Here is a 12370-nt window from a genome sequence, read left to right on the forward strand (position 1 = left end):
CGGATGTCGGGGTCAGCTCTGAGGAAGCTCGGAGAGCCGGCGCGGCTGATGGAAGAAATCAGGCGCTTTGTCCGGTGTTTGTGATTGATCCTTCTTATCGGCCGGTGTTCTTCGAGCGGATCGACGCCTATCTCAACGCGGTGCAGAGCCGGCTGCTGATCGATCGTGGGGAGGCGCTCAGCGCGATCGAGAAGCAGGCGCACGGGTCGTCGGTGTCCCTGACGCGGCGGGTCAACGAACTGCAGGCGATCACCATGGCTTTCGGGCCGGAGAGGGTGGCGCTCGGAAGGGCCGGGGGGAGCGGGGAGGACGCCTGGGGGGAGCCTCGGCCGCTCACGCATGAGGAGGCCGATCAGGAGAGGCTGGTGCGCGATCTGCGGCGGCATCACGCGCAGATCGAGGCGCATGTCACGTCGTTGACGTCGGTGAGCGGCAACTGGTTGCAGTGCTGGGCCGCGTTCCAGGAGCAGGCGCAGCTCGCGCTGGAGACGGCGAACGGCCTCGGGGCCTGTTACAAGGAGGGGCTGCTCGACACGCATCAGCACGCGGAGGAGATCGCGCGCCGGTGGCGTCCGCCGGTGTTCCGGCTGCGGGAGGAGTGGTCGCAGGATCCTCTGGTCCGGCTGCAGGACGCGATCCCGCGTGGAGTGCGCGACAGCGCGACCCAGGCGTGGGAACAGTGGCTCGATCTGTGGCGGTCGGACAACATGCCGCGGCCCATCGAGGGCCGCGACGCGCCGCGGGGACGGTGGACCGGATGAGCGCCGCATGGGAGTGGGTCAGGACGGCGGGCCGCTCGATCGCCGCTCGGGAGCGGGCCGGGTCGGCGGGTCGCGTGGTCGCCGCTCGGAGGCGGGCCGGGTCGGCCGGTCGCGTGGTCGCCGCTCAGGGGCCGGCCAGGACGGCGGTGTGGGTGCTCACCACGGTGCTGTTGCTGCTGCCGTGTGCGGCGGGGTGTACGGGTGGGGCCGACGGGCCGACCAAGGCGATGTGCGGTGCGGTGATCGACATCACCGGGTTCCGTGGATACCCGGAGGCCGAGCGGTATGTCGACCAGCGGCTGCGCAACTTCCTCAAGGGGTGCGACTGGGTGGGGTACGCGGCGATCACCGGGAACTCCGAGGGGTCGCCGTGCGGGAGTGCGCCGGTGCCGCTGTTCGTGCTGCCCGAGGAGAACCCCAACGACAACCCGGTCATCGAGAAGACCGTGCGCAAGGCGCATCTGGCCGAGGCCATCAGCCGTACCAAGAACCTGCTGACCTGCACCAAGGACGACGCGCGCGGGTCGGACGTGCTCGGGGGGCTGCGGGTCATCGGCGGTCAGTTCGACGGGTCGCCGGCGCCGGACGGCGAGCGGCGGGTCGTGGTGTTCAGCGACATGATGAGCAACGTCGGCGTGCTGGACCTGGAGACGTGCGCGTTCGACGACGAGTCGGCCCGCAAGGCGAAGGTCGACGAGCTGAAGCAGAAGAACCTCCTCCCCCGGCTGGACGACGTGTCCGTCGACGTCTACGGGTTCAACCTGCTGTCCGAACGCCGGCCCGACTGCGTGCCACCTCTGAAGCTGCTGTGGACGGCGATCTTCGCCGCGGCCGGTGTGCCGGACGGCGGCCTGAACATCCAGCAGTGACTCCACGACCTCACGAGATCGGAACACATCCATGGCCGTCAAGCAGTTGATACCGCGCAAGCGGGTCAGGCACGAGGAGTTACCCGAGTCCCCGTCGAAGGCCCCGTCGAAGGCCCCGTCGAAGGCCCCGTCGAAGGCCCCGTCGAAGGCCCCGGTGGCGGTGGAGCCGCCGGACCGGTGGCGTCCGGGTCCCCTCGACCTGCCGGACTGGGGGGAGCTTGAGGCGAAGGCCGTCGCCAAGGGAGCGGCGGACGCCAAGAGTCCGGGCTTCGACTCGGTCACGTTGAAGACGCAAGGGTACGAGCCGCCGCATCTGCTGGTGCTGGACGCGCAGCGGCAGCAGGCGATCGAGGACGTGCACGCGCTCCTGGCCCGTCAGGAGCACGAGGCCCGTGCCGCGCGCGCGGCGCACGGCAAGCGTGCCGAGGCGGTGGCGGAGGACTACGTCCGCACCCGCGCCGTGCACGAGGTGGCGAGGGGCCGGGTCGAGAGCCTGGAGATCGGGCCGTCGCAGTGGCCGGGTGACGGCAAGCCGAGCTCGATCGCGCTCGGCGGCGGGTGGCGGGAGGCGCTGCGCTCGTGGGGGGTGCCGTTCCTCCTGCTGCTCGTGCTCCTCACCGTCGAGGTCCCCATCTACTACGCGACGTTCCTGAACTGGGGTGAGACGACGGTCATGACGTACGCGCTGGCCATCGGCGCGATCTTCGTGTTCGTCTTCGGCCCCCACATGTACGGCCGCAAGTTCCGCGAGTGGCAGGAGTTCCGGGGACGGCGCAGGCACGGCCAGGAGGACACCCGGCGGCGCGGGCTGGCGGGCCGGCCGGTGATCCTGTTCCTCATCCCGGTGATCTGGCTGCTCGCCATCGGCGCGGTCGCGTCGCTGCGGCTGCTGCTCATCGGCGACGTCGTCTACATCGACGCGGACGGCAACGAGCAGCGCATGCCGAGCGCGATCGACGGCTGGGGCCTGGTGCCGACGGTCATCCTCGTCACCGCGCTGATGATCTTCACGGCGCTGATCGCGACCGAGCTCGGCCGCCGCATGGGCAACCCCAACGACCGCGCGCTCACCGAGCACCGGGCCCATCTGCACCGGACCGGCCAGACGCTGGCCGCCGCGCAGGCACGCCAGGAGGAGTGCGACGCGTACGCCATGGAGCTGGACCACTTCCTCTCCACCGTCGACGAGACCCGTGAGCGGTACACCACGCGGATCGAGGGGGGCTACGACCACGTGGAGACCGTCTACATGGACGCCTTGATCAGCGGGGTCGACGACCCCAAGGCGTCGCTGTTCGGGCCGTCGGTCCTGGACCGGCACCAGCGCCGCCGGCACGACCACAACCAGTCCGACACCTGAGGAGACCGATATGGGAGTGAGCCTGACCAAAGGCGGCGACGCTCCGCTCGCCGGACCGCACCTGAGCAAGGTCCTTGTGGCTCTCGGCTGGCGGTCGCTGGACGTCACCGGCCGGGACGTCGACCTGGACGCCTCGGCGCTGATGGTGGGCCGCAGCGGACGGGTGCTGTCCGACGAGCACTTCGTCTTCTACAACAACCTCAAGAGCCCGGACACGTCGGTCGAGCACAAAGGTGACAACCGTGTCGGCGCCGGGGCCGCCGAGCAGGACTGCGAGACCATCCTGATCGACCTGGCCGCGGTGCCGCCGCGGTGCGTCCGCATCCTGTTCCCCGTGTCGATCTACGACGGAGAGCGGACGGGACAGACGTTCGGTCAGGTGCGCGACGCGTACATCCGGGTCGTGGACGAGGCCACCGCGGACGAGGTGGTCCGGTACGACCTGACGGAGGACTACGCCAAGGACTCGGCGGTGATCTTCGGTGAGCTGTTCCGCCAAGGCGACCAGTGGCGGTTCCGCGCGGTCGGGGACGGCTACTCGCAGGGCCTGCGGGCCATCGCCGTCGGCTACGGGGTGAACGTCAGCTCATGATCGGGAGAATCTTCGGCTGGTCGTTCACCCTGACCGGGGTGGGCCTCCTCGCGGCGCTGCTGTTCGGCGGCCCGCGCGCTCTGGTGCTCGTGGCGATCCTCGCGGTCCTCGAGATCTCCCTGTCGTTCGACAACGCGGTGGTCAACGCCAAGGTGATCGAGCGGATGAGCCCGTTCTGGCAGCGGATGTTCCTCACCGTCGGCATCGTGATCGCGGTGTTCGGCATGCGCCTGGCGTTCCCGCTGCTCATCGTGGGGATCACCGCCAAGCTGAGCCCGGCGGAGGCCATCAGCCTCGCGGTGAACGACGCCACCGAGTACGGCAGGAGGTTGCAGGAGGCGCATCCGCTGATCGCGGCGTTCGGCGGCATGTTCCTGCTGATGATCTTCCTGGACTTCATCTTCGAGGAGCGCGAGTTCGCGTGGCTGGCGTGGCTGGAACGTCCGCTCGCCAAGATCGGCAAGCTGGATCAGCTGTCGGTCGTGGTGGCGCTGTCGGTGCTGGTCGGCGCCACCGCGGTCGCCGACGTGGACACCGGCAGCGTGCTCACCGCCGGCGTGCTCGGCGTCGTGACGTACCTGCTGGTCAACAGCCTCGGCGAGCTGTTCGAGGCGGGACAGCGGGTCGCGGGGGCCGAGGAGGAAGGCATCGGCACGGGCCTGCCGGCGCTCGCCAGGGACGCCGAGCCGCAGGAGGCGCCGGTGCGCCGCCGGCCGTCCGCCGTGGTGGGGGCCGCGGGACGTGCCGGGTTCTTCCTGTTCCTGTACCTGGAGGTGCTCGACGCGTCGTTCTCGTTCGACGGCGTGGTGGGGGCCTTCGCGATCAGCGACGAACTGCTGATCATCGCGCTCGGCCTCGGGATCGGCGCGATGTACGTGCGGTCGCTGACGATCTACCTGGTGCGCAGGGGCACGCTGAGCGAGTACGTGTACCTGGAGCACGGCGCGCACTGGGCCATCGGCGTGCTGGCCACGATCATGCTGGTCAGCCTCGGCCGTGAGGTGCCGGAGATCGTCACCGGGCTCATCGGCCTCGGATTCATCGTCACCGCGATGATCTCCTCGACGCTCCGCAACCGCGCCAGGGACCGGGACCTCGCCGCCGCCGCCGAGGCCGGCGAGGCGACCCCCGAACCCGCCGAGACACGGCAGTGACGAAAGGACCGGCCATGGCGGAGCAGCGCCGGGTGACGCTCACCAAGGACGCCCCGAGGATGGACATACCTCGGGAGAACGGCCGGATGCGGGTCAACCTGACCTGGAACTCGACCGGTTCCTCCCCCATCGACCTGGACCTGTGCTGCCTGTGGGAGCTGACCGACGGGTCCCGGGGCTGCGTGCAGGCGCTCGGCGGCAAGTTCCGCGTCCCCAGGGACGGCGACGACCCCGTCATCGCCCTGGACCGCGACGAGCGCGCCGGCGGCCCCGAGGGGGAGAACATGACCATCGACATGGCGCGGGCCCACCTGATCAGCCGGGTCCTGGTGTTCGCCTACATCTACCACGGCGTGCCGAACTGGGCCGCCGCGAACGGGGTCGCCACGATCCACCCGGTCAGCGGCCCGCCGATCGAGGTGCCGCTGGACGGCGCGGACCCCCGCGCGCGGGTGTGCGCGATGTTCATGCTCCGCAACACCGGGGGCCGGCTGGCGATCCGCAGAGAGGTCCGTTACTTCACCCGGGGCCACCGTCAGATGGACGCCACCTACAAGTGGGGCCTCACCTGGCGGCCCGGCATCAAGAGAACCCCCTGACCCCCCGATCCCCGCCCCGGCGCCACTCCCCACGCGGCGCCGGGGCGGTCCTCACCCGGGGTCCCCGGGCCGCGAGGGGCAGGCGGCCCGGGGGCCCCGTCTGCGGTCACCCGGGTGGGCCGACCGCGTGGATGTAGGCGGGGATGGACCGGGTCGGCGTGGTGACCACCACGGGACGGAACCGGGTCTTGTGCAGGTCGGGGGACTCCGGGTAGGCCAGGTCGTCGAGCAACGGCCCTGAGATGATCATCGCCAGGTCGCTCGCGGGGCTGCCGGCCAGTTCGGCGCGCAGGTCGTCGCTCGCGCACATCTGCGCGACCGCGGTCACCGCCTGGCCGGTGAAGCCGTCGTCGGTGATGCGGACCAGCCCCTGGTGGAACGACAGGCGGCAGCGCATGCGGCGGTCGCCGGCGCGGTCGCGGTTGCGGTGCCACAGGGTCGTGCACAGCTCACGGGTGAGACCGGCCACGACCCGGGCCTCGTCCACCCCGGAGGTCAGCACCAGCAGCACCCCTGTGGGCTGGATCTGCAGTGTCGCGTGGTCGAGCCCGGCCGCGACGCCGGCCCGTTCGACCACCTCGGCCAGCCGGGACCGCGGATCGCCGCGTAGCGGTCCCTCGCCTTCCACCGCCACGCAGAGCCGCCGCACCGGGCCGGTCAACGGATCGGTCAACGGGTCCAGCACGTCCATGAGCCACTCCCCCGCCAGGTCAGGTGTGTTCTGTCAGCTCCACCACTGTCACCCGGAGCGCTCGGCAACACCCCGTATTCAGGCGGGATTCCGCTGATTCGCGCGGCCGTACCGGCGGCACAGCGGAACGCCGTGCGGCGCACCGGTGGCGCCGCACGGCGTTGCGCGCGGGTCTCAGATCGTCGTCATACGGCGCAGGATGCGGGCCGCCGTACGGGACAGGAACTCGACGTCCTCCGGGGTGTGGGACGCGTACGCGTTGGCGAGCACCCACTTGGCGACGCGGCGAGGCGGCATCAGGGTCAGGCCCTCGGCGATCACGAGGCCGTCCTTGACCTTGCCGCCGTGGACGGCGAGCAGGGGACGGATCTCGATCGGCTCGCCGGCCTCGCGGGACAGGACCTCCTGCAGCGCGGCGGCGGCGTCGACCAGGTCCTTGGCCACCTTGGAGCCGGAGCGCTCGCCGAGGAACAGGCGTCCGCCGTACGCCGCGATGTGGCAGTCCGGCTGCCATGCCTCGTTGTCGACGATCCAGACGCCACCCGGCCCGATGACCAGGTGGTCGATGGACGCCTTGCCAGGGACGGCGCGGCCGTCGAGCACGTTGTAGCTCTGTTTGGCGAGCGCGCGCCGTAACGACTTGCCGGTCCGCGTGGCACCGCTGCGCTTGCCGCGCCAGACGGCCGTGGCCTCGAACATGCGCCACGAGACGAACCCGTCGACGGCCCAGACGGCCGCGCCGCCGAGCACGCCGATGAGCAGGGGAAGCGGGAAGCCGCGGTAGATGGCGAGCGCGGTGATGATGACGAACCCCGCGCCTGCCATGACGTTGCGTCTGCGGCGCCGCTCCGATCTGGTCTCGCGCCAGCGGAGCTCGTACATCACGGACGGCGAGCCCCAGGCGAACTTGTCGTCAGGCGGCACGTAGATAGACCCGTTGGGCACCGGAAACCCCCACGATTTCGGGTAGCTCAGTCGACTTAACCAGGGGGATACCCAATCGGGAGCTCCAACTTTGCGAAGGTGACGGAAATAACACACCCGCGATACCCACCACGTGCGCCGGACGGACGCGCCATCGGTTACCGACCAGTCGGTACGCTGGCGGCAGGTGACTTCAGGGAGGCGTGCGATGGCGCGCGGCGACGTCCGGGACCGGACCATGGATGACGGCGGCCGTGGCCCCGGAGGCGCGGGTGAGCGGCGCGAGGAGCCGGTGCGGCGGCGGCTGCTCGCCGAGGCGACACGGCTGTTCGCCGCCAAGGGGTTCGAGAACACCTCGGTGCAGGAGATCGTGTCGGCCGCCGGGGTGACCAAAGGAGCGATGTACCACTACTTCGACTCCAAGGACGATCTGCTGCACGAGGTCTACGCGCGGGTGCTGCGGCTCCAGACCGACCGCCTCGACCGGTTCGCGGACGCGCCGGGGCCGGTGGCGGACCGGGTGCGCGCCGCGGCGGCCGACGTCATCGTGACGACCATCGAGAACCTCGACGACTTCAAGATCTTTTTCCGGTCGATGCACCAGCTCGCGCCGGAGACCCAGCGGTCCGTGCGCGCCGAGCGGCGCCGCTACCACGAGCGGTTCCGCGACCTGATCGGCGAGGGACGGCGCACCGGGGTGTTCCGCGACGACGTCCCCGCCGACCTGGTGGTGGACTACTTCTTCGGCTCGGTCCACCACCTCGGCACGTGGTTCCGGCCGGACGGCGCGCTGTCGGCGCGCGAGATCGGCGACCACTTCGCCGGCCTGCTGCTGGCCTCCCTGCGTCCCTGACCGGCAAGGATCGGACCGGCCCGGCGTCAGGCCGGCGCGGGGAGGCCGGCCGCGCCGGTGAGCGCGTCGCGGTGGTCCCCCGGGGTGCCGAGCGCGATCTCGCCGGCCTTGGCCCGCTTGAGGAACAGGTGCAGGGGATGCTCCCACGTCATGCCGATGCCGCCGTGGAGCTGGAGGCACTCCTCGGCGGCGCGCACGGCCACCGTGCCGCACCAGGCCTGCGCCACCGCCGCGGCGGTCGCGGTGTCGGCGCCGGTGGCGGCGGCGTCGGCGGCGTTGCGCGCGGCGGCCCTGGCCTGCACGATCGCGAGCCACAGGTCGGCCAGGCGGTGCTTGATCGCCTGGAAGGAGCCCACGGGCCTGGCGAACTGGCGGCGTTCGGTGACGTAGCCGACGGTCGTCGCCAGGCACCACTCGGCCACGCCGAGCTGCTCGGACGCGAGCAGCCCCGCGCCGAGCTCCAGGGCCGCGCGCAGCGGCCCGAGATCAGGCGCGACCAGGGTCGCCGCGGCGGCGTCGAACGTGACGACCGCGACGGGACGGGTCACGTCGAGCGACACCGACGGCTGTACGCCGGTGGCCTCGGCCGCGTACAGCGCGCCGGAGGCCGGCACGAGGAACACGTCGGCGGCCTCCGCGCCGGCCACGGCGGTCACCCGGCCGGTCAGCGTGCCGTCCTCGGCGGTCACGGTGTCACGCGCGGCGGCACGCGGCGACGCGGTCACGGTGTCAGGCGCGGCGGCGTACGGCGAGGCGGCGAACGACACCGCGAGCGCGGCCGTCGTGCGTCCCTCGGCCAGCGGCCCGAGCAGCTCGGTCGCGGCATCGGTGCCGGCGGCGAGCAGCGCCTTGGTGGCCATGACGGAGCTGGTGAGGAACGGCACAGGAGCGACACCTCGGCCGAGCTCCTCCAGCACGACCGCGGCCTCACGCGGCGACGCGCCGGCCCCGCCGAGCTCCTCGGGGACCAGCAGCCCCGCGACGCCGATGTCGCAGGCGAGCGCCTTCCACACCCCGGCGTCGTACAGCGGCTCCTCCCCGGCGCGGGCCGCCATGGCGGACGGAGGACACCGGTCGGCGAGCAGCGCGCGCACGGCGGCCCGCAGCTCCTCCTCCACGTCCGAGTACAGCAGGGTCATCGCGGCAGGTCCTTCCACGGGACGTCCTTGTCGGCGCGCGGCTCGGCAGGCAGGCCGAGCACCCGCTCGGCGACGATGGTGCGCAGGATCTCCGAGGTGCCACCCTCGATGGAGTTCCCCTTGGCCCGCAGGTACCGGTACCCGGGGCCGCGGCCGACGAAGTCGACGGTGTCGGAGCGGCGGAACGTCCAGTCGTCGTACGCCAGGCCCTCCTCACGCAGCAACTCCACCTCGGCGCCGGACAGCGCCTGGTTGAGGCGCGCGAAGGCGAGCTTCATCCCCGAGCCCTCCGGTCCCGGGGTCCCCGCGGCGAGCTGCTCACGCAGCCGGACCGCGGCCAGGCGCGTCACCTCGGCCTCCACCCACAGCTCCAGCAGGCGGCGGTGCAGGTCGTGGGTGCGCAGCTCGGGCCGGGTGCGCCAGGTCTCGGTGATCAGCGCCATCATGCCGCCGCCGCGCCGGCCGGGGGTGCCGCCGATGGCGACCCGTTCGTTCATCAGCGTGGTCTGCGCGACCCGCCAGCCCTCGCCGACCGCGCCGAGCCGCAGCGTGTCAGGCAGCCGTACGCCGGTCAGGAACACCTCGTTGAACTCGGCCTCGCCGGTGATCTGCCGCAGCGGACGCACCTCGACGCCGGACGCGTGCATGTCGCAGACGAAGTACGTCAGACCCTGGTGTTTCGGCACATCGGGGTCGGTGCGCGCCACCATGATGGCCCAGCGCGCCATGTGGGCCCCCGACGTCCAGACCTTCTGGCCGTCCACCACCCAGTCGTCCCCGTCGCGCACCGCGCGGGTGGCGAGGGTCGCGAGGTCGGAACCGGCGCCTGGCTCGCTGAACAGCTGGCACCAGAGTTCCTCGCCGGTCCACAGCGGACGCAGGAAGCGCCGCTTCTGCTCCTCGGTGCCGAAGGTCAGCAGCGTCGGGGCCGCCATGCCGAGCCCGATGGCCTGCCGTCCCACGTCGAGCTGCGGCGTGCCGTCGAACTCACGCTCCACGACGGCCTGCAGCCCGCGCGGCGCGCCGAGGCCGCCGAGACCCGGCGGGAAGTGCACCCAGGCGAGGCCCGCGTCGTACCGCGCGCGCAGGAACGCCTCCCGTCCCATGGCGTCCGGGTCGTGGCCCGCGAGGAACTCGCGGGCCCGCTCCACGATCGTCGTCTCGTCTGCCGTCACCGGTCGTCCTTCGCTGTGTGCTTCTTGAGCTCGCGGCGGGCGAGCGACCGTTTGTGCACCTCGTCGGGGCCGTCGGCGAGGCGGAGCGCGCGGGCCGCGGTCCACAGGCCGGCGAGCGGGAAGTCCTGGCTGACGCCGCCGGCGCCGTGCACCTGGATGGCCTTGTCGAGGATCCACTCCACCGTCGCCGGGGTGGCGATCTTGATGGCCTGGATCTCGGTGTGCGCGCCGCGGTTGCCGACCGTGTCCATCAGCCACGCGGTCTTCAGCACCAGCAGGCGCAGCTGCTCGACCCGGACCCGTGACTCGGCGATCCAGTCCTGCACGACCCCCTGCTCGGCCACCGCCTTGCCGAAGGCGGTGCGCGACAGCGCGCGTGCGCACATCAGCTCGATGGCGCGTTCGGCCATGCCGATCAGGCGCATGCAGTGGTGGATGCGGCCGGGGCCGAGCCGGGCCTGCGCGATGGCGAACCCGCCGCCTTCCTCGCCGATCAGGCCGGCCGCCGGCACCCTGACGTCCTCGAACAGCACCTCGGCGTGGCCGCCGTGGTCGCCGTCGGTGTAGCCGAACACGTGCATGCCGCGCACCACGGTCAGGCCGGGGGTGTCGCGCGGTACGAGGATCATGCTCTGCCTGCGGTGCGGCGGCGCGTCCCGCGACGTCCGTCCCATCACGATGAAGATCGCGCAGTCGGGGTTCATGGCGCCGGACGCGTACCACTTGCGGCCGTTGATCACGTACTCGTCGCCGTCGCGCACGACGGACGTGGCGATGTTGGTGGCGTCGGACGAGGCGACGTCCGGCTCGGTCATGGCGAACGCCGACCTGATGCGGCCGTCCAGCAGGGGCGAAAGCCAGTCGCGGCGCTGGGCCTCGGTGCCGAACATGGCGAGCAGCTCCATGTTCCCGGTGTCCGGCGCCGCGCAGTTGGTGGCGGCCGGCGCGATGCGGGGACTGCGGCCCATGATCTCGGCGAGCGGCGCGTACCGCAGATTGGTCAGGCCCGCGCCGTGCTCGCCGGGGAGGAACAGGTTCCACAGGCCGCGAGCGCGCGCCTCGCTCCTGAGGTCCGCCATCATCGGCGGCGTGCGCCAGCCGCTTTCCGCGGCCTGGCGTTCGAACTCCGCCTCCGCCGGGTACACGCATTCGTCCATGAACGCGGTCAGGCGCGCGCGCAGTTCCTCGGTGGCGGCGTCGTAGCCGAAGTCCATCTCAGTCCTCCAGTGCGCCGAGGCCGTGCGCGACCAGCGGCGCGACGTTGGCGCCGACGTCGGCGAAGCCCTCACCGACGGTGAGGCCCCTGGTGTGGCGGAAGTGGATGCCCTCGGCGATCACCGCGAGCTTGAAGCAGGCCAGGCCGAGGTACCAGCCGAGCCGTGAGATGTCGAGGCCCGCGCCTGCGGCGTACCGCTCGGCGAGCTCCCCCGACGGGACATGGCCACCGGCGGCTGCCTGGCCTTCGAGTGCGGTGAACTCGGTGTACAGCAGGAACAGCGCGAGGTCGGTGAGGGGGTCGCCGAGGGTGGACATCTCCCAGTCGAGCACCGCGCGCACCTCGCCGCCGGCGATGAGGGTGTTGCCGAGCTTGAAGTCGCCGTGCACGATCGTGTCCCGCTGGGTGACCGGCGCCGACGCGGCCAGGCGGTCGTGCAGGGTGTCGATCCCCGGCACGTCCCTGCTGCGGGACACGTCGAGCTGCCGTTTCCAGCGGCGCACCTGGCGCTGGAGGAACCCCTCCGGCCGGCCGAAGTCAGCGAGGCCCACGGCGGCGGGATCGAGCGCGTGCAGGCGCGCGAGCACGTCGGTGAGCTTGACGTCGATCTCCTCGCTCGCCGGGGGCTGCTCGCCGTCGACGTACTCCATGACGTAGAACGGGGCCCCGATGACGTCGTCGTCCTCGCACAGCAGGTAGGTGCGCGGCACCGGCACCCCGGTGCCGTGCAGCGCGGTCAGCACGCGGTACTCGCGTCCCATGTCGTGCGCGGTGGCGAGGACGTGGCCGAGCGGGGGCCTGCGCACCACGAACGGCCGTTCCTCGTCGCGCACGAGGTAGGTCAGGTTGGACATGCCGCCGTGGATCACCTCGGCCGTCAGCGTGCCGCGCGCGACCCCCCGCGTGACCAGGTGTTCCTCAAGGCGCCTGAGATCCAGACCCGGCGGGCCGGTCTCCGGTCGTACGGCCATCGTCCCCCCTGCGCTCGTGGCTGGAGCGTACCGACCGGCCGGTATGTCTGTCGACACACCCTCCGG

General features: G+C 71.7%; 13 protein-coding genes. 7 read left to right on the forward strand and 6 right to left on the reverse strand.

Going from position 1 to position 12370, the window contains the following annotated elements; translation table 11 throughout:
- The first annotated feature begins 104 nt into the window (after window positions 1-104).
- From BJ992_RS24940 to BJ992_RS24965, 6 genes are read left to right on the forward strand one after another with little or no spacing between them, the layout of a single operon-like run.
- Window positions 105-761 (forward strand): hypothetical protein, encoded by a 657-nt coding sequence (locus BJ992_RS24940; RefSeq protein ID WP_184985008.1) that lies wholly within the window; start codon window positions 105-107, stop codon window positions 759-761.
- Window positions 758-1630, forward strand: a complete 873-nt coding sequence (locus tag BJ992_RS24945) for a hypothetical protein (protein WP_184985010.1) — start codon at window positions 758-760, stop codon at window positions 1628-1630. The genes BJ992_RS24940 and BJ992_RS24945 overlap by 4 nt, the downstream gene beginning before the upstream one ends.
- Before the next feature lie 31 nt (window positions 1631-1661).
- On the forward strand, window positions 1662-2990 hold the full coding sequence (locus BJ992_RS24950) for a hypothetical protein (RefSeq protein ID WP_184985012.1): 1329 nt from the start codon (window positions 1662-1664) through the stop codon (window positions 2988-2990).
- 10 nt (window positions 2991-3000) lie between these two features.
- The gene (locus BJ992_RS24955) at window positions 3001-3582 is read left to right on the forward strand and encodes a TerD family protein (protein ID WP_184985015.1); all 582 of its coding nucleotides are present in this window, start codon (window positions 3001-3003) and stop codon (window positions 3580-3582) included.
- Window positions 3579-4736, forward strand: a complete 1158-nt coding sequence (locus BJ992_RS24960) for a DUF475 domain-containing protein (protein ID WP_184985017.1) — start codon at window positions 3579-3581, stop codon at window positions 4734-4736. The genes BJ992_RS24955 and BJ992_RS24960 overlap by 4 nt, the downstream gene beginning before the upstream one ends.
- Before the next feature lie 14 nt (window positions 4737-4750).
- Window positions 4751-5335 (forward strand): tellurium resistance protein, encoded by a 585-nt coding sequence (locus BJ992_RS24965; RefSeq protein WP_184985019.1) that lies wholly within the window; start codon window positions 4751-4753, stop codon window positions 5333-5335.
- A 106-nt stretch (window positions 5336-5441) separates the two neighbouring features.
- Here BJ992_RS24965 and BJ992_RS24970 read toward each other — a convergent pair whose 3' ends face one another.
- Both BJ992_RS24970 and BJ992_RS24975 read right to left on the reverse strand, forming a co-directional pair.
- Window positions 5442-6026, reverse strand: a complete 585-nt coding sequence (locus BJ992_RS24970) for a hypothetical protein (RefSeq protein ID WP_184985021.1) — start codon at window positions 6024-6026, stop codon at window positions 5442-5444.
- A gap of 174 nt (window positions 6027-6200) precedes the next feature.
- Complete coding sequence (locus BJ992_RS24975) at window positions 6201-6971, reverse strand: NERD domain-containing protein (protein ID WP_184985023.1); 771 nt, start codon at window positions 6969-6971, stop codon at window positions 6201-6203.
- 217 nt (window positions 6972-7188) lie between these two features.
- Here BJ992_RS24975 and BJ992_RS24980 point away from each other — a divergent pair, with 217 nt between their 5' ends.
- Window positions 7189-7803 (forward strand): TetR/AcrR family transcriptional regulator, encoded by a 615-nt coding sequence (locus tag BJ992_RS24980; protein WP_246497538.1) that lies wholly within the window; start codon window positions 7189-7191, stop codon window positions 7801-7803.
- Window positions 7804-7829: 26 nt separating this feature from the next.
- On the opposite strand, the gene BJ992_RS24985 is transcribed toward BJ992_RS24980, so the two are convergent.
- From BJ992_RS24985 to BJ992_RS25000, 4 genes are read right to left on the reverse strand one after another with little or no spacing between them, the layout of a single operon-like run.
- On the reverse strand, window positions 7830-8942 hold the full coding sequence (locus tag BJ992_RS24985) for an acyl-CoA dehydrogenase family protein (RefSeq protein WP_184988922.1): 1113 nt from the start codon (window positions 8940-8942) through the stop codon (window positions 7830-7832).
- A complete protein-coding gene (locus BJ992_RS24990) occupies window positions 8939-10117 on the reverse strand; it encodes an acyl-CoA dehydrogenase family protein (protein ID WP_184985027.1) in 1179 nt (392 codons plus the stop codon). Before BJ992_RS24990 ends, BJ992_RS24985 begins: the two co-directional genes overlap by 4 nt.
- Window positions 10114-11331 carry an acyl-CoA dehydrogenase family protein gene (locus tag BJ992_RS24995; RefSeq protein ID WP_184985029.1) on the reverse strand — a complete coding sequence of 406 codons (1218 nt, stop codon included), beginning with the start codon at window positions 11329-11331 and terminating at the stop codon, window positions 10114-10116. Before BJ992_RS24995 ends, BJ992_RS24990 begins: the two co-directional genes overlap by 4 nt.
- Before the next feature lies 1 nt (window position 11332).
- Complete coding sequence (locus tag BJ992_RS25000) at window positions 11333-12304, reverse strand: phosphotransferase family protein (RefSeq protein ID WP_184985031.1); 972 nt, start codon at window positions 12302-12304, stop codon at window positions 11333-11335.
- Window positions 12305-12370: the final 66 nt, after the last annotated feature.

Origin of the sequence: Sphaerisporangium rubeum, from assembly GCF_014207705.1 — a bacterium.
Taxonomy (GTDB): domain Bacteria; phylum Actinomycetota; class Actinomycetes; order Streptosporangiales; family Streptosporangiaceae; genus Sphaerisporangium; species Sphaerisporangium rubeum.

What these genes read in the sequence shown, in the direction of transcription:
- BJ992_RS24945 (WP_184985010.1), top strand. Translation starts at nt 758, where the DNA reads ATGAGCGCCGCATGGGAGTGGGTCAGGACGGCGGGCCGCTCGATCGCC.
- BJ992_RS24950 (WP_184985012.1), top strand. Translation starts at nt 1,662, where the DNA reads ATGGCCGTCAAGCAGTTGATACCGCGCAAGCGGGTCAGGCACGAGGAG.
- BJ992_RS24955 (WP_184985015.1), top strand. Translation starts at nt 3,001, where the DNA reads ATGGGAGTGAGCCTGACCAAAGGCGGCGACGCTCCGCTCGCCGGACCG.
- BJ992_RS24960 (WP_184985017.1), top strand. Translation starts at nt 3,579, where the DNA reads ATGATCGGGAGAATCTTCGGCTGGTCGTTCACCCTGACCGGGGTGGGC.
- BJ992_RS24965 (WP_184985019.1), top strand. Translation starts at nt 4,751, where the DNA reads ATGGCGGAGCAGCGCCGGGTGACGCTCACCAAGGACGCCCCGAGGATG.
- BJ992_RS24970 (WP_184985021.1), bottom strand. Translation starts at nt 6,026, where the DNA reads ATGGACGTGCTGGACCCGTTGACCGATCCGTTGACCGGCCCGGTGCGG.
- BJ992_RS24980 (WP_246497538.1), top strand. Translation starts at nt 7,189, where the DNA reads ATGGATGACGGCGGCCGTGGCCCCGGAGGCGCGGGTGAGCGGCGCGAG.
- BJ992_RS24985 (WP_184988922.1), bottom strand. Translation starts at nt 8,942, where the DNA reads ATGACCCTGCTGTACTCGGACGTGGAGGAGGAGCTGCGGGCCGCCGTG.
- BJ992_RS24995 (WP_184985029.1), bottom strand. Translation starts at nt 11,331, where the DNA reads ATGGACTTCGGCTACGACGCCGCCACCGAGGAACTGCGCGCGCGCCTG.
- BJ992_RS25000 (WP_184985031.1), bottom strand. Translation starts at nt 12,304, where the DNA reads ATGGCCGTACGACCGGAGACCGGCCCGCCGGGTCTGGATCTCAGGCGC.